14 protein-coding genes are annotated in these 16,848 nt (G+C 68.0%); 8 read left to right on the top strand and 6 right to left on the bottom strand.

Features of this window, described 5'->3' with window-relative positions:
- Window positions 1-16 precede the first annotated feature (16 nt).
- Window positions 17-1,150, top strand: a complete 1,134-nt coding sequence (locus tag U5809_RS03490; RefSeq protein WP_322085541.1) for a transporter substrate-binding domain-containing protein — start codon at window positions 17-19, stop codon at window positions 1,148-1,150.
- 94 nt (window positions 1,151-1,244) lie between these two features.
- Here U5809_RS03490 and U5809_RS03495 read toward each other — a convergent pair whose 3' ends face one another.
- Window positions 1,245-2,333: a calcium:proton antiporter gene (locus U5809_RS03495; RefSeq protein WP_282509361.1), complete on the bottom strand. Its 1,089-nt coding sequence runs from the start codon at window positions 2,331-2,333 to the stop codon at window positions 1,245-1,247.
- Between the two features lie 550 nt (window positions 2,334-2,883).
- Here U5809_RS03495 and U5809_RS03500 point away from each other — a divergent pair.
- The 5 genes from U5809_RS03500 to U5809_RS03520 all read left to right on the top strand — a co-directional run bounded on the left by U5809_RS03500 (window position 2,884) and on the right by U5809_RS03520 (window position 8,588).
- Window positions 2,884-4,440 carry a 3-hydroxyacyl-CoA dehydrogenase gene (locus tag U5809_RS03500; RefSeq protein ID WP_322085542.1) on the top strand — a complete coding sequence of 519 codons (1,557 nt, stop codon included), beginning with the start codon at window positions 2,884-2,886 and terminating at the stop codon, window positions 4,438-4,440.
- A 61-nt stretch (window positions 4,441-4,501) separates the two neighbouring features.
- Window positions 4,502-5,824: a phenylacetate--CoA ligase PaaK gene (gene paaK / locus U5809_RS03505; RefSeq protein ID WP_322085543.1), complete on the top strand. Its 1,323-nt coding sequence runs from the start codon at window positions 4,502-4,504 to the stop codon at window positions 5,822-5,824.
- A gap of 38 nt (window positions 5,825-5,862) precedes the next feature.
- Window positions 5,863-6,663, top strand: coding sequence for an enoyl-CoA hydratase-related protein (locus U5809_RS03510; RefSeq protein WP_322085544.1), 801 nt, complete (start codon window positions 5,863-5,865; stop codon window positions 6,661-6,663).
- 127 nt (window positions 6,664-6,790) lie between these two features.
- On the top strand, window positions 6,791-7,462 hold the full coding sequence (locus tag U5809_RS03515) for a MarC family protein (RefSeq protein ID WP_282509369.1): 672 nt from the start codon (window positions 6,791-6,793) through the stop codon (window positions 7,460-7,462).
- 145 nt (window positions 7,463-7,607) lie between these two features.
- Window positions 7,608-8,588 (top strand): aldo/keto reductase, encoded by a 981-nt coding sequence (locus tag U5809_RS03520; protein WP_282509371.1) that lies wholly within the window; start codon window positions 7,608-7,610, stop codon window positions 8,586-8,588.
- A gap of 31 nt (window positions 8,589-8,619) precedes the next feature.
- Here the strand turns inward: U5809_RS03520 and U5809_RS03525 are convergent, their stop codons facing one another.
- The 5 genes from U5809_RS03525 to U5809_RS03545 form a co-directional block, all read right to left on the bottom strand.
- A complete protein-coding gene (locus U5809_RS03525; protein WP_322085545.1) occupies window positions 8,620-9,486 on the bottom strand; it encodes a CPBP family intramembrane glutamic endopeptidase in 867 nt (288 codons plus the stop codon).
- A gap of 104 nt (window positions 9,487-9,590) precedes the next feature.
- Window positions 9,591-10,247, bottom strand: coding sequence for a VC0807 family protein (locus U5809_RS03530; protein WP_176045626.1), 657 nt, complete (start codon window positions 10,245-10,247; stop codon window positions 9,591-9,593).
- 142 nt (window positions 10,248-10,389) lie between these two features.
- Window positions 10,390-12,321, bottom strand: a complete 1,932-nt coding sequence (locus U5809_RS03535) for a sensor histidine kinase (protein WP_322085546.1) — start codon at window positions 12,319-12,321, stop codon at window positions 10,390-10,392.
- 385 nt (window positions 12,322-12,706) lie between these two features.
- The gene (locus U5809_RS03540) at window positions 12,707-13,774 is read right to left on the bottom strand and encodes a 2,3-butanediol dehydrogenase (RefSeq protein ID WP_282511500.1); all 1,068 of its coding nucleotides are present in this window, start codon (window positions 13,772-13,774) and stop codon (window positions 12,707-12,709) included.
- 359 nt (window positions 13,775-14,133) lie between these two features.
- Window positions 14,134-14,874: a GNAT family N-acetyltransferase gene (locus tag U5809_RS03545; RefSeq protein ID WP_322085723.1), complete on the bottom strand. Its 741-nt coding sequence runs from the start codon at window positions 14,872-14,874 to the stop codon at window positions 14,134-14,136.
- A gap of 212 nt (window positions 14,875-15,086) precedes the next feature.
- Here U5809_RS03545 and U5809_RS03550 point away from each other — a divergent pair, with 212 nt between their 5' ends.
- A complete protein-coding gene (locus U5809_RS03550; protein ID WP_322085547.1) occupies window positions 15,087-16,298 on the top strand; it encodes an MFS transporter in 1,212 nt (403 codons plus the stop codon).
- 41 nt (window positions 16,299-16,339) lie between these two features.
- Window positions 16,340-16,822 carry a DUF3331 domain-containing protein gene (locus U5809_RS03555; RefSeq protein WP_322085548.1) on the top strand — a complete coding sequence of 161 codons (483 nt, stop codon included), beginning with the start codon at window positions 16,340-16,342 and terminating at the stop codon, window positions 16,820-16,822.
- Window positions 16,823-16,848 lie beyond the last annotated feature (26 nt).

Below are 16,848 nucleotides of genomic sequence, written 5' to 3' on the forward strand. Positions count from 1 at the left end.
CTGCAGGCCCTCAACCATGAAAAAACTTCTTGGCGCAATCGCGTTTCTGGTCGTGCTCGTCGGCGTATGGATCGTGCATCAGGGCGGCCTGTCGACGCTGATTCCCGCGCATGACGCGGCGCCGTCGTCGACCTCCGCACAAAATGTCGACACCGGCCAGCCCGCGCAGACGCCGCCGTCGGCCAATGTCCTGCCGGCCGGCTTCACGCCGCAGGCCAGTTCGCTGAAATCGATTGCGGAAAACGGCATCGTGCGGATCTCGGTGCAGAACCCGAGCGAACCGTTCTTCGGCGAGGACAAGGGCGCACCGCACGGCTTCAACGTCGAATTCGCGCGGTTGCTGTTCGCGGATCCGTCGTTCTCGCACGGTGGCAAGCCGGTCGTCGTCGATACGCGTCACGAGGTCGACACTTACCCGGGCGTGCCGAAGCAACTGCTCGATACGGATGCGAAGGGGAACCACGTGGTCGACGTCGCGATGGACGGGCTGACGTTCCCGGACAACTCGCCGGCCGGCGTCGTCTATTCGGTGCCGTACGTCGACGATTTCGGCTATTCGCTGATCGTGCGGCAGGGCTCGGCGATCCGCTCGACCGACGATCTCGCCGGCAAGACGGTCGGGATCCTGAAGGGCGACCCCGACGTGCGCGCGTTCGTCACGCGCCAGTATCCGAGCGTGCACTTCGTCGAGGTCGACGATTCCGATCCGGCGTTCATCGCGAAGAGCATCGACGGCCGCACGGTCGACGCGTTCATCTACGACTATCCGTTCGCGGTCAGCTCGATCAGGAACACCGACCTGAAATTCGCGGTGACCAAGCTCGACGGCTCGAACATCGCTTACAAGATCGGCGTGCGCGCGGATGACCAGGACCTGCTGATCTACCTGAACGCCGCGATCGCGAAGCTCAGGCAGTCGCCACAGTATCTCGACCTGCTGCGCAAGTACTTCGTCAGCGACCAGGCGGTGACGACCGCGGCCGCATCGGGCGAACACACGTACGTGGTGAAGGCGGGCGACACGCTGAACCTGATCGCGGCGAGCAAGCTCGGCAGCGGCCAGCGTTATCGCGAGATCCAGCGCCGCAACAACCTCGCGAACCCGAACCTGATCCTGGCAGGCCAGCATCTCGTGATTCCGGTCCGGTAACGGTGGCGTGGTGTGAATGAAGGAAGGTACAGGGACGTGAAAGACGGCGCGCGGCCCGGCGGAGAGAAACCGCCGGGCCGCGTGCTTTTGGACGTCAGTGGGTGATCGACAGGAACAGGTACGCGGCGAACAGCGACAGGTGCACGACGCCGTGCAGCACCGTCGTGCGGCCCTGGCTGAGCGTCAGCGTGCTGACCAGCAAGGTGAGCGCCAGCAGCACGGTTTCCATTGGCCCGATGCCGAGCGTGAGCGGCTGGCCGACCCAGATGAACACGGCCGCGACGGTCGGGATCGTGAGCCCGATGCTCGCGAGCGCGGAACCGAGCGCGAGGTTCATGCTGGTCTGCAGGCGGTTCGCACGCGCGGCGGTGACGGCCGCGAGCCCTTCCGGCAGCAGCACGAGCGCGGCGATCACGATACCGACCGCGGCCTCGGGTGCGCCAAGCTTCAGCACGGCATGCTCGACGGCCGGCGACAGCAGCTTCGCGAGCAGCACGACCGCGACGAGGCTCACGAACAGCAGGACCATGCTGATGATGGCGGTACGCGTGCTCGGCGCCGCTGCGTGCACCGACTCGTTTGCGCTGTCGTGCGCGGCGAGGAAGTAGTCGCGGTGGCGCACGGTCTGCACGAACACGAACGCGCCGTACAGCACGAGCGACGATACGCCGGCAAACGCGAGCTGCGATTTCGAAAAGAACGGGCCAGGCGCGGCGCTCAGATAGTTCGGCATCACGAGCGACAGAACCGACAGCGACGCGAGTACCGCGAGCGCCTTGCTTGCGCCGCGCCCCTGGAAGTCCTGTTCGCCGTGCTTCCACGCACCGACCAGCAGGCAGATGCCGACGATGCCGTTGCAGATGATCATCACGGCGGCGAACACGGTGTCGCGTGCGAGGCCCGATTTCTCGGGGCCCGCGCCGAGCATCACCGACACGATCAGCGCGACTTCGATGACGGTGACGGCGACCGCGAGCACGAGCGTGCCGAACGGCTCGCCGACGCGGTGCGCGACGACTTCCGCATGGTGGACGGCGGCGAACACGGCGCCGGCGAGCGCGGCGGCGAACACCGCGATGACGAGGCCTTCGGCCGGCACGACGCGCGACAGCGCGAGTACCAGCCATGCGGCAAGCGGGGCCCAGAGGGTCCAGCGCGGGAGCTGGTTGGAAGAGAGCGGCATGGAGGGTTTCCTGATGCGAGTGGCGGCGCGCGACGCACCGTCACGGGTTGACGAAGCCCGGCCGTACTATCCGCCGAACGAGGATGATGAAACCGAAGGGTGGCAGTGTGCAACGGTGCTGCCTCAAGTTCGCCGCGATGAGGCGGCGAGGGGCGCGGGCGGGCCGAAGCCCGTCGCTGGATGAAACGGTTCGATGTGGCTGGCCGCGGACGGCGAGGCGAGTACGCGTGACGACGCGCGGGCCGGAGCTCGGTTCCGACCCCGACAGGGCGGCCAGCGATGGACGGCGGTGGCGACGTGACACGCGGTTTCCCCCTGAAATCCGGCGGTTTGTCGAATTTTATCAGGCGTTCGGGGGTCACTATCTCATATTCGAACGCTTACGTTGACCTTTCGGTTTACAAAAAGTGCCCTGATCTTTCAATTTCTTTACCTTTGCAGTCTCCGTAACGGTCTCTTGCACGACAAATTCGGGCAGGCCCTGACATAAATCTACCGACCGGTCGGTTTATAATCGCTCGCACCTCCACTTCATGACGGATCGCAAGCGATGGCTGTTTCCTCTGCACAATCGGTGAACTCGGGCGCGCTGGCGCCGTCGGCCGTCGTCGGCGTGATCGGTGCCGGCGCGATGGGCGCGGGCATTGCGCAGGTCGCAGCCGCGGCCGGCCACACGGTGCTGCTGTACGACCTGAGCGAAGCGGCTTGCGACAAGGCGCTGGCCGGCATCCGCGCCCAGTTCGCGCGACTTGCGGAGAAAGGCCGGCTCGAACCGGCTCAGGCCGACGCGGCCGGCAACCGGATCCGTGCGGTGCGTGCGCTGGCCGACTTCGCGGGCGCCGCGCTGGTCGTCGAGGCGGCGGCCGAGCGGCTCGACGTGAAGCGCGAGATCTTCGCGACGCTCGAACGCCACGTTGACGACGCGTGCCTGCTGGCGACCAACACGTCGTCCATCTCGATCACGTCGATCGCGGCCGGGCTGCGCGTGCCGCAGCGCGTCGCCGGCCTGCATTTCTTCAACCCGGCGCCGCTGATGGCGCTCGTCGAGGTGGTCAGCGGGCTCGCGACCGCGCCGGACGTCGCGCAAGTGCTTTATGCAACCGCCGCCGCGTGGGGCAAGAAACCCGTGATGGCGAAATCGACGCCGGGCTTCATCGTGAACCGCGTCGCACGGCCGTACTACGCGGAGGCGTTGCGCGTGCTGAACGAGCAGGGCGGCGCGCCGGCCTCGATCGACGCGGTGATGCGCGAAGCCGGCGGCTTCCGGATGGGGCCGTTCGAGCTGATGGACCTGATCGGCCACGACGTGAACTTCGCGGTCACCGAGTCGGTGTTCCGCGCGTACTTCAACGATCCGCGCTACACGCCGTCGCTGATCCAGCAGGAACTCGTGAACGCGGGTTTCCTCGGGCGCAAGTCGGGGCGCGGTTTCTACTCGTATGCGGATGGCGCGACGCCGCCGGCGCCCGATCTCGAAGCTTCGCGCGACGCGCCGGCCGACGTTGCACTGTTTGCGCAGGACGGCCCGGCCGCCGCGCTGCATGCGCGCTTCACCGAACGCATCGCGGGTGCCCGGCAGGCCGGCGCGCAGCCGGACGATCTGCTCGCGACGGCCGGCCGTGCGTCGATTGCGCTGACCGATGGCCGCACCGCCACCGCACGCGCCGCGCAGACGGGTGTGGCCGATCTCGTGCTCGTCGATCTTGCCCGCGATTACGCACAGGCCGGGCTCGTTGCGCTGACACGTGCGCTCCAGTGCAGCGACGCAGCCTATGCGGATGCGGTCGGTCTGTTCCAGCAGGCGGGTTTCCGCGTCGTCGGCGTCGCCGACGTGCCGGGGATGGTCGCGATGCGCACCGTCGCGATGCTTGCGAACGAGGCAGCCGACACGGTGAACCAGGGCGTGTGTTCGCCCGCCGATCTCGATCTCGCGATGGAGAAGGGCGTGAACTACCCGTGCGGCCCGCTCGCGTGGGCCGATGCGATCGGCATCGGCCGCGTGCATCGCGTGCTGTCGAACCTGGCGGCGAGCTACGGCGAGGACCGCTATCGCGTGTCGCCGCGCATCGCCGCGCTGCATGCGGCCGGCCGCACGTTCCGGTCGTAACCGCCCGGTCGCACCGAACACGAACACGAAAACGACATCACTCCATTGGAGGAGCACCCCGATGACTCACCCGACGCATCCCGCCGCCGCCCTCGAGCCGATCGAGACCGCCAGCCGCGACGAACTGCAGGCGCTGCAGCTCGAGCGCATGAAGTGGTCGCTGCGCCACGCGTACGACAACGTCCCGCACTATCGCCGCACGTTCGACGCGGCCGGCGTGCATCCGGACGACCTGAAGTCGCTCGCCGATCTCGCGAAATTCCCGTTCTCGACCAAGAACGACTTGCGCGACAACTATCCGTTCGGGCTGTTTGCCGTGCCGCGCGAGCAGGTCGTGCGCGTGCATGCGTCGAGCGGCACGACCGGCAAGCCGACCGTGGTCGGCTACACCGCGCGCGACATCGATACCTGGGCGAACGTGACCGCGCGCTCGATCCGCGCGGCCGGCGGCCGCCCGGGCGACACGCTGCACAACGCGTTCGGCTATGGCCTGTTCACGGGCGGCCTCGGGATTCACTACGGCGCGGAGCGGCTCGGCTGCATGGTCGTGCCGATGTCGGGCGGCCAGACCGAGAAGCAGGTGCAGCTGATCCGCGATTTCGAGCCGAAGATCATCCTCGTCACGCCGTCGTACATGCTGAACCTGATCGACGAAATGGTGCGGCAGGGAATGGATCCGGCCGAGTCGTCGCTGAAGATCGGCATCTTCGGCGCCGAGCCGTGGACGCAGGCGCTGCGCGAGGAAGTCGAGACGCGCGTGGGCATCGACGCGCTCGACATCTACGGGCTGTCGGAAGTGATGGGCCCGGGCGTCGCGTGCGAATGCGTCGAGACGAAGGACGGCCCGGTGATCTGGGAGGACCATTTCTACCCGGAGATCATCGATCCCGTCACGGGAGAAGTGCTGCCCGACGGCAGCCAGGGCGAGCTCGTGTTCACGTCGCTGACGAAGGAAGCGATGCCGGTGATCCGCTATCGCACGCGCGACCTCACCGCGCTGCTGCCGCCGACCGCGCGCGCGATGCGCCGCCTCGCGAAGATCACCGGCCGCTCCGACGACATGCTGATCGTGCGTGGCGTGAACGTGTTTCCGAGCCAGATCGAGGAGATCGTGGTCGCGCTGCCGCAACTGTCGGGCCAGTTCCAGATCACGCTGTCGCGCGACGGTCACATGGACAAGCTCGACCTCGCGGTCGAGCTGCGCTCCGAGGTGGCCGCGTCCGTCACCGATGGCGATCGCGCGGCGCTTGCGCGCGAGCTGCAGCACCGGATCAAGACGATGGTTGGCGTGTCGGCCGGCGTGACGGTGCTCGCGGCCGGCGGCATTCCCGCGACCGCGACCGGCAAGGCGCGGCGCGTGATCGACCGCCGCCAGGCTGCCTGATGCCGATTTTTGCCGTTCTACCCGAGGAAACCTGTTCGATGGATGGATTGAAGACCCTGGCCGTCGCGGTCGATGCGCGCGGCATCGCGACCGTCGCGCTGCAGCGCGGCGATGTGCTCAACGCGTTCGACGAGACGATGATTGCCGAGCTGACCGACGCGTTCGCGGCGCTCGGCCGGCGCGACGACGTCCGCGCGATCGTGCTGCGCTCGGACGGTCGCGCGTTCTGCGCGGGCGCCGACCTGCAGTGGATGCAGCGCGCGAGCGCGAACGACGCGGCCGCGAACTTGCGCGACGCCGAGCGTTTTGCCGCGATGATGCGCGCGATCCGGCAGTGCCCGAAACCGACGGTTGCCCGCGTGCAGGGCCACGCGTTCGGTGGCGGCGTCGGCCTGTGCGCGGCCTGCGACATTGTGATCGCGAGCGACCATGCGCGCTTTTCGGTCAGCGAGGCGCGCTTCGGGATCCTGCCGGCCGTGATCGGCCCGTATCTGGTCGAGGCGGTCGGCCAGCGCCAGGCGCGCCGGCTTGCGCTGACCGCGACGCAGCTTGCCGCCGCCGAGGCCGTCGCGATCGGCCTGATCCACCAGGCCGTGCCGCTCGATGCGCTCGACGCAACGCTCGAGCGGACGCTTGCCGAACTGGGGCGCAACGGCCCGGGCGCGCTGATGGAAATCAAACGCTTCTTCGACGCGATCGGCGAGTATCCGCCGTCGGACGAGCGCGCGGCATTCACCGCGCAGACGATCTCCCGCGTGCGGGCGACGCCGGAAGCGAAGGAAGGCTTCGCCGCGTTCTTCGCGAAGCGGCCACCGGCCTGGGAGACGCCTGCCGGGTAAGGCGGCGCGACCACGAGCGACGTTGAAACGGGCCTGGCCGTAATTTGCGGCTCGGGCCCGGTCGCTTGCTCTACAATGCGTGACCCCCGGCGCGCTGCCGGCCCAGCCCCGACCGATGCTTCGCCCGATGATCGTCAACCGCCTTATCTCCGAGATCCTGTTCGGCTTCACCGGCCTGATCGGCATCATCAACCCGATCGGCATCGCGTTCCTGTTTCTCGAACGGACCGAGGCGCTCACCGAGCATGAGCGGGACCTGCTCGCGCGGAAGGTCGCGTTCAACTCGTTCGTCGTGCTGCTGGTCGCGTTCTTCGCCGGTACGCCGGTGCTGCATTTCTTCGGGATCTCGATGGAGGCGCTGCGGATCGGTGGCGGCTTCGCGGTCGCCGTGGCCGGCTGGCAGATGCTGAACGAGCCCGACGGCCCCGGTGGCGGCGACACGCCGGTCAAGCCGATCGACGCGAACGCGATCATGACGCGCGCGTTCTTCCCGCTGACCGTGCCGCTGACGGTCGGCCCCGGCTCGATTGCCACGGCGATCGCGCTGAACGCGAACCGCACGCACAAGCTGTCGGAGTTCATGCTGTCGAGCATTGTATCGATCGCCGTCTCCGTGCTTGTCGCGGTCGTGATCTGGCAGGTCTACAGCCGCTCCGCGCTGCTCGCGCGCTACCTCGGCAGCGAAGGGACCAAGGTCGCGAAGCGCGTGTCGGCGTTCCTGCTGCTGTGCATCGGCGTGCAGATCATGCTGACCGGCTTCTCCGCGTTCCTGCAGCCGATCGCCGATCAGGTCAAGTAACCGGATCGTCCCGCTTCATCCTTTCACACAGCCTGCATGCGGGCGCGTGCCGTACGCGTTCGTGCGGTGCGGGATACCATGCGACGTCCGGCGGATGCGCGGTGCGCATGCCGCCGCAATCCCAACTTGAGTGGCGAGGCGTGCAATGGAATACGTGAAATTCGGGTCGACCGGGCTGGACGTGTCGAAGCTGGTGCTGGGTTGCATGACGTTCGGCGAGCCGTTGCGCGGCACGCATCCGTGGACGCTGCCGGAAGCGGAAAGCCGCCCGATCATCCAGCGGGCGGTCGAAGCCGGCATCAACTTCTTCGATACCGCGAACATGTATTCGGATGGCACGTCGGAGGAGATCGTCGGCCGCGCACTGCGCGATTTCACGAAGCGCGACGACGTCGTGATCGCGACCAAGGTGTTCTACCGGATGCGACCGGGCCCGAACGGCGCCGGCCTGTCGCGCAAGGCGATCATGACCGACATCGACCAGAGCCTGAAGCGGCTCGGTACCGACTATGTCGATCTCTACCAGATCCACCGCTGGGACTACGGCACGCCGATCGAGGAGACGCTCGAGGCGCTGCACGACGTCGTGAAGGCCGGCAAGGCGCGCTATATCGGCGCGTCGTCCATGTTCGCGTGGCAGTTTGCGAAGGCGCTGCACCTGTCGAAACAGAACGGCTGGACCCGCTTCGTCAGCATGCAGAACCACCTGAACCTGCTGTATCGGGAAGAAGAGCGCGAAATGCTGCCGCTTTGCGAAGACGAAGGGATCGCGGTGATTCCGTGGAGCCCGCTCGCCCGCGGCCGCCTGACGCGCAGCTGGGACGAATCGTCGGAACGGCAGCAGAAGGACGACGTCGGCCAGCGGCTGTACGACGCAACGGTCGATGCGGACAAGGCGGTCGTCGAGGCCGTTGCGGCGATCGCTGCCGCGCGCAACGTGCCACGGGCACAGGTCGCGCTGGCGTGGGTGGCCCAGAAGCACGGTGTGACCGCACCGATCGTCGGCATCTCGAAGCCGCGGCAACTGGACGATGCGCTCGGCGCGCTCGCGCTGAAGCTGACCGACGACGAAATCGCGACGCTCGAACGCCCGTACGTGCCGCACGCGATCGCCGGGTTCAACTGAGCGGCATTGCAGGCGCCGCCGCGCACCGCGCTCAGCGTGCGGCGGCGAGCATCGGGTAGGTGAACAGGCCGAAGTGGACGACGTTCAGCCCGGCATGCGCGAGCGCGGAGGCGAGCAATCCGCCGCGCCGCCACGCGAGCCCGTAGCCGGCGCCGGCCACCGTGCCCAGCACGATCCATTGCCAGCCGCCGGCCGCGTGCGCGGCGCCGAACAGCACCGCGCCGGTCGCGAGCGCGACCCACGGGCCCCACGAGAACGCGCGGAGCGCGCGCGTCAGCCCGCCCTGGACGTAGCCACGGAACAGTGCTTCCTCGGCAAGCGTCACGAGCAACAGGTTGTTCACGAGCCACAGCCAGCCCGACGCCGGCCACTTGGGCGCCCAGCCGACCATCCCGAACGCGAGCGCGCCGGCCAGGCACGCGGCGGCCGTCGCCACGGCCGCCACCGCACCGGTGCGCAGCGCGCGCGACAGCGCGACGTCCGGGGCTATCCACGGCAATGCCCACAGCAGCCACAGGCCGATCAGCGGCTTGTCGAGATTCAGGTACATCGTGAACGGCACGGCGTCCGGCGTGAAGCGCGTCGGGCCGATCACGAGCGGATTGTGGAATCCGGGGAGCAGGTGCAGGCTCAGCGCGACCGCAAGCGCGGCAAACACGGCGTGCGCGGCGATCCGCACCGCGAGCGGGCGCGCGGGCAATACTCCCCACGCGGCCGCGGCCAGCAGCGCGAGCGGCGCCAGCGCGACTGCCCCGAGCTTGCCGAACGCCAGCGCGACGGCATAGCCGAACACGGCCAGGATGACGCTCAGGCCATGCAGCGGGCGATGCCACGCGAATGCGGCGGCCGCGAACAGGGCGAGCCAGATCGTGGCACACGGAAGGAGCGAAAGGGACATGACGGGCAAGGCTTGGGTCGGACGAGACGCCGCGCATCATACAGCAGCCACCGTGACTGCCGCCGGGTCGTCGATGGAGGGGCGGTCGGGCGGCCGGCTGGGCGTCAGCGGCCGGCGGTTTCGGTGACGCCGTTGCGGCCCGGGATGTCGACGCTATTGCGCACGCGCATCCGCCGCCGATACCAGAACGTCCACGCCAGCAGACAGCCGAACACGGTGTAGCCGACGATCGGCGACACGACGAGCACGCGTTCGACCGGCCAGGTCATCACCATCCAGCAGCGCAGCAGCATTTCCAGCGTCATGAAGCCGCCCCACACGAACGTCATCCGCCGCAACATCTGCCGCAACCCCGGCTGCGCGGCCCAGACCGCTTCGAAGTGCGCGGCGCCGCCGTCCATCTCGCGGGCCACGGTCGCGCGAGCGAGATAGAAGATCAACGGGCGTTCGCGGAACAGCGACAGCAGGAACACGACGCCGATCGTGCCGGATGCGAGCGATTCGCGCATCAACAGCGTGCGCGGGCTGCCGCCGAGCGCCATCCCGATGATCGACAGCGCGATGCCGAGTAGCACGATGGCCGCCACCGCGTCGACGCGGCGCGAGCGAACGAATTCGACGATCGACCAGATGATCGGCGGCACCGCCGACGCGTACAGCGCGCCGGTTTCGCCGAAATGCGGTTGCGCGACCCGGTAGGCCACCCACGGCAGCACGAGGTTGACGAAGAGTTCGAGGATCAGTCCGGCTCGCGGTTTCACGGTGCGCAATTCCACGCAGGCTGGGGCGAACGCTCGAAGGACGTGGCGGCCCCCGGTTGCCCCCAAAAGGGTTCGGTCCAGTATATCGAAGAATCGCGCGCGGCTGCGGCGTCGCAATCGGTGTTTGCCTCGACCGGTTTCGTCACGCGTTGGCCGCCGCCGGCAGCGTGATCGTGACCGTGGTGCCTTGCAACACGGCGCTCTGCACCTCGATCTTCCCGCCGTGCCGCTCGACGACCGCCTTGACGAACGCCATGCCGAGCCCGACACCGCTGGTTTCCGGTTGTCCGGCGGTACGGAAGCGCCGATAGCGCTCGAACAGCCGCGTCTGGTCCGCGCTGCTGATCCCGCATCCGCTGTCGCGAATCGTGCAGCGTATTGCGTTGCCGTCGGCGCTCGGCTCGACCCGGCATTCGACGCTCGTCAGCGACGCGCTGTACTTGATCGCGTTGTCCAGCAGGTTGATCAGCGCGCGCGACAGCAGGGCCGGGTCGCCCAGCACGATCGTGTCGTCGCGTCGCGGCACGTCGTCGATCGACATGTGCTTCCGGTGCGCGAGCGGCCACACCGCGTCGCGGGCTTCGTTCATCAGGTCGGCGAGATTGACGGGCACGTGCTCGTATTCGCTGGCCTCCGCACGCGACAGCTGCGCGAAACCGTCGGCCATCGCCAGCGTGTGCCGCGCGAGCCTCGCGATTCTCGCGAACGGCCGCTTCGTCCGTGCATCGGTCGCGTGGTGTTCCTGTGCGTCGATCAGGATGATCAGCGACGTCAGCGGTGCGCGCATGTCGTGCGAGAACAGCGTCAGCATGTCGTTGCGCTGGCGCTCGAGCATGTCGCGGCGGACATGCGCGTTGCGCAACGTCTCCAGCGCTTCATGGATGCGGGCGATCTCGGGCCCGATGCCGCGCGGCATCGCGACGTGCGCCGTATCGCCGTCACTGAGCGCAATGATCCGGCGGCCTAGTACGTCGAGCGGCTTCGACAGCAGCCGCTGCGTGCCGCGTGCGAGCGAGATCAGGATCGCGACGCTGAGCGCGGTCGCGAACGCCGATATCGCGACCTTGACCCGGGCCGTGTTGCGGTCCGAAACGGCGTGACGCCGGGCGACGTCGATGACGCGGTCGCGCAGCAGTTCGCACGGCCGGAAATACGGGACGATCGTCCTCGAAAAATCGGCGGCGCTCATCGAGTAGGCGCCGGTCTGGCCGTTCGCGACGATCGTGTCGACGAGCGGGAGCAGGTGCGTGTCGAATGCCGCGTTGAGCTGCGCGTACTCGCGGGCCACGTCGGCGTCGTCGAGCTGCGCGCCGATTGCACCGTCGATCAGGGCGCGCAATTGCTCGATGCGTCCGCGCATCAGCATGATGTCCGCGAACTGCGCGCGGTCGAGCGCCCTTTGCTTGAACATCGGCGCAATGAGCAGCGAGCCCGTGCGGCCCGCGTATTCCCGGAGATCGCTCAGGAGCCGCGCCAGCAGGATCGCACCCGATGTGTGCGGGTCGCGCATGGCCGTATCGGTCATCGCGCCGTCGATCAGCAGCGACACGGTGTCGACGACGCGGAACAGGCGCGACTGCGCGTGCTGGATGGCGTGAACGGTGCGTGACGCGAGCGGCTGGGCGTCGAGTGCATCGACTTCCGCGCGCGCATCGGCAAGCGTGATCCGGATGGCATCGAGCGCGTGCAGCAGGTTGTTGCGCTCGCGGTTGTCGAGCGCGGTTGCCTGCCCGATGCCGGCACGAAAGCGCGCGAGCGCCTGGTCCGAACGGTCGCGGGCGGCGCGCAGGTTGCGCACTTCGGTCGCGTCGTCATTCCTCAGGCGCACCAGCAGGTCGTTCGTCGGGCCGCGCTCGGCCGAGAGCATGTTGGCGGCGATCATCGCGCCGTGGATGAATTCGAAGCTTTGCAGGTCGGCGTTTTCCTGCCGGTACTGCCGGAAACTTCCCCAGATGATCGTGCCGCACAGCACGGCCAGCAGCGTCGTGACGAGCGCGAAGCCGATATGGGTCTTCTGCTGGATCGTCAGCGTTCGAACGTTGTTTGCGTGATCCCGATGGAACGAGAGGGTCATGACACACCATGTTTGCAAGCTATCCCGGTAGGCCCGTATTTTCGGCCTGTCGGCGCTGTTGCGCCGTGAGGTTCAACAGGTGTCCCGCCGTCACGCGGCGGCACGGATCGCGGCCGGGAAGCCGGATCGCGCGTTGCACAGGATCGCCTTGTGTCACGGTCCTGTCGACATCGGACGAAACGTGCTTGATCGGGAGAAACCCTGATCGCGTGTCAGGCGAGCAATGTGTCCTGCCTGATTGTTTGGATTACGAAAGTTCTTTAACGGCTTGTCAGGGGGAGGCGGGATGAGGTTCGGGTGACGGCGGGGAGGAAGCAGGAGGCGGCAATCGGTTACGTCGCCCGGGAATCGGGCGACGCTCAGCAGCGAAATGGCGATACGCGCGCTATCGGGAAACGGCAGGCTGAACGATGATCTTCACGTTCCGGTCCTTGTGGTTGACCAGTTCCTCGAACCCGTGCGCGACGATGTCGCCGAGCGCGATGCGTCCGGTGATGAGCGGCTGCACGTCGATGCGGCCGTCCGCGATGAAGCGGATCACGTCCGCGAATTCGCCGTTGTAGGCGAGCGAGCCGATCACTTCCTTCTCGGTCGACACGATGTCGAAGAAGTTGAACGGCGTCGGCTCTTCGAAGATGCCGACCATCACCGACTTGCCGGCCTTGCGGATCACGTCGATCGCGAGCTTCGCGGTGGCCGTGTGCCCGATGCACTCGAACGACACGTCGGCGCCGTACCCGCCCGTCAACGCCTTGACTTCCGCGATCGCGTCGGCCGTCTTCGGATCGATGACGACGCTCGCGCCGACTTCCAGTGCCTTCTGCTTGCGCGCCGCCGACATCTCCAGCGCGATCACGCGCCCGGCACCGGCCGCCTTTGCACACATGATCGTGCACAGGCCGATCGTGCCCGCGCCGACCACGACGACGGTCTGCCCGACGATGTTGCCGGCCTTCTTCACCGCGTGCAGCCCGACCGCGAGCGGCTCGATCAGCGCGCCGGCCTCGGTCGGGAAGTTGTCGGGCAGCTTGTACAGCAACTCGGCCGGCACGTTGACGAATTCGGCGAACGCGCCGTTGTTCATCAGCCCGGTGAACGCGAGGTTCTCGCAGATGTTGTACAGCCCGTGTCGGCAATACCAGCAGGTTCCGCAATGCTGGCACGCGTCGGCCGTCACGCGGTCGCCGACCGCGAAGCCGGATACGCCCGCGCCGAGTTCGGCGATCTCGCCGCTGAATTCGTGCCCGAGGATGCACTGGCCCTTCAGGCCCGTCAGCGGATGCGGCGCATCGACCGGGATGAACACGGGCCCCGCGACGTATTCGTGCAGATCGGAGCCGCAGATGCCGCACCAGTGCACGCGAATCGTGACCCAGCCTGCCGGCGGGCGCTCCGGAACGGGAACCTCTTCGACGCGGATGTCGTGGCGGCCGCGCCAGACGGCGGCTTTCATGCTGCGGGCGGTGATCGGTGCCGGTGTACTCACGCTGCTGTCTCCGTCAGGTTGTCGTCGGGCGTATGGCAGGGCTGCCGGGGCGCCCGTCGCGCGATTGCGCGCTCGACCGGTATGCAGGAACGGGGCCAGCGTGAATCGGTGCCGGTTACGGTGATCGGGTGGAAGGCGAAGTGTGCGGCGCAGCATGTTTCTTTGTTTTGACTGGACGCCATTTGACGGGCAGCGCGCGCGGATTTTGCTGCATTTGCGAAGCGTCGGTTCAACAGCGGTTCGAGTGAGACGCCGGGACATTCGTCTCAAAGCAATGAGACGAATCGCGAGACGAATGGCAGCGCGTGGCGTGGTTCGATGCGTCCTCAGGCGACGACTTCGTCCACCGTGACCGGCGCGAGCGGCGTGAAGCCGGCGGCACGGTACAGCGGCTGACCGGCCTCGGTCGACACGAGCCACACGCGCTGCGCGCCGCGTTGCCGCGCGTGCGTGACGATGGCGGCCAGCAGTTGCATCGCGAGGCCGCGGCGCCGGTATGCGTCTGCCGTGCCGACGCGATCGACGACGATATCGCGCGGCGACGCAAAGCCGTAGCGCGCGGTGGCGGCGATCCGCCCGTCGAGGCGGTGCGCGAACAGGAACGCGGCCGGATTCGGCTGGAACGGCGGGAAGGCGTCGCTGGCGTTGAACGCGTCGATGTCGGTCGGCGTGTGGCAGGCAAGCGCGTGCGCGAGCACATCATCGCCGGACAACACGTCGATATCGGCGGCCATGAAGGTTTCGTCCGACAGCCGGCGCGTCCTGCCGTGCAGCGCGGGCGGCAGCGTCACGGCGCCGTAGCGGGTGATCCACGCGCCGATCGCAAACGGGCCGTCGCCGGACGCGGGCGCGCCCTCGATCACGAAATGCTCGAAAGGCCGGCCCATGCCGCCGTCGAACTGCACGACCTGACCGTCCGGGCTGTCGTGCAGCGGTGCGTCGCGACGGTCGCGCGCCGCGCAGTACCCTGCAATGAATACGTGCACGGCAGCCTTGCGGCGGGGGAACGCCGACCAGGCTTCGTCGAGTGGGAACAGGGCGGCAGGAGCGGGGGAAGCGGTCGGCATGCGTCGGTGCACCACGTCGTCGGGGCGAAGCCGACAGCTTAAATCAGGATGCCGCGGCTGTCGGGCGGACCGATTGCCGCCATCGCCGAAACGCATCGTTGCACACATTACCCCTTTACTTGAAGTTAACTTCAATTTGTATCATGTGCGCGAGTCCGATTGCGGGCGCGTGAGACATCCCGTTGCACGCGGCCGCTTCAACGGAGGTGCGGATGACCGAATCGCCTGTCGCGGCCGATGCCGCCACGCTGCCGTCGCGCGGTTACCGAGCCGCCGTCGTGAACGTCGTGCTGGCGAGCATCGTATCGGCGTTGCACGTCGGCAAGGCGACGATCGCGTTGCCGTCGCTGCAGCACGAGTTCGGCGGCTCGCTCGCGTCGTTGAGCGGGATCGTGTCGGTGTTTCCGTTCGTCGGCGTGTTCGGCGGGATCGCCGCCGGCCTGCTGGTGCGGCGCTGGGGCGACCGGCTGTTACTGATGACGGGCCTCGTCATCCTCGGGCTGTCGAGCGTCGCCGGCGCGTGGGTGGGTAGCTTCGCGCTGCTGCTGGTCACGCGTTTTGCCGAAGGGCTGGGTTTCGTGATCGTGGTCGTCGCCGCGCCGGCCGTGCTGAATCGCGTGACGCCGCCCGAGCGGCGCAATTTCGCGTTCGGCCTGTGGAGTACGTTCATGCCGGCCGGCATGGCGCTGTCGATGCTCGTCGGGCCGCTGCTCGGCGGCTGGCGCAATGGCTGGCTCGCCGCCGCGGCACTGACGCTCGTCGCGGCGGTCGCGGTGCCCGTGACGACGTCGGCCGACGCCCCATCGCGGCACGCGGCGGCGACACGCATCGGGCCGGCGCTGCGCGACGTGCTCGCGTCGCGTTCGACCACGCTGCTCGCGCTGGGCTTCGCGACCTACAACGTGCAGTTCTTTGCGGTGATGACGTTCCTGCCGGTGTTCCTGATGCAGCGCCTCGGTGTCGCGGTCGGCGCAGCGGGGCTGATCAGCGCGGCGATCGTCGCCGCGTGCGTGATCGGCAACCTGACGGCCGGCTGGCTCCTGTCGCGCGGCGCGCGGCCGGGCGTCGTGATGGCCGCGACGTCGGTTGCGATCGGCGCGGCCGGCGCAGGGCTGTTCAGTGCGGCGACGCCCGCGCCGCTCGCGGTCGCGCTGGGGTTTGCGTTCTCGGCGATGGCAGGAATGCTGCCCGCGACGATCCTTGCGTGCGCGCCGGGCTCCGCGCCTTCGCCGTCGCTGGCGCCGCTCAGCATCGGCTGGGTCGTGCAGGGCAACTATCTCGGCCAGGTGATCGGGCCGCTGACGATCGGTGCGATCGTCGGCGCGTTCGGCTGGTCGGGCGGCATCGGGCTGATGCTCACCGCCGCCGTGGCCGGTGCGGCGATCGGCCTGTCGCTGCTGCGCGAACCGACGGGCCGGCGCTGAGTGCGCCGGTGCCGTTCAATCTGCACGGAAATTCGTCAAGCATGCTCAACACCATGGAAAGTCCGATCTGCGAAGAAGACGTGTCGTGCGATACGCTTGCCTATGGCGAGCACGAAGAGAAGCCGTCGCGCGATGGCGTTGTCGCACATCCGCTCGTAACGATCGGCCGTGCGCCGGTTCCGGAGCACGCGGCGGCGGCGGTTTCGCCGTTGCGTCCGCAACTGTTCGTCACGGTACTGGAGGCCGGTGACGACGGGCTGCTGATTCGATGGGTCGAGAGCGGCCGTTGCCATTATGGCGAGCAACGCTGGCGTTTGCGCGTCGCGCTGCAGCCGGGCCACTGTGCGCTGTCGGGGCGGCCGATCGAGCCGGGCGAACCGGTGTTCCGGCCGGTGCGGCGGCCCGTGCCGGCCAATGGCGACGAGATGATCTGCCCGGCGGCGGTGCCGGGTGCGGCCGACGCGATGCGGATTGTGACGCCGGAGCACGACGACGTGCACGATCCGGCCGACGTGCTCGACTGAACGGAACGCCGGCCGGCCGCGGATCG

This window comes from Burkholderia sp. BCC1999 (assembly GCF_905339975.1).
Classification (GTDB): Bacteria; Pseudomonadota; Gammaproteobacteria; order Burkholderiales; family Burkholderiaceae; genus Burkholderia.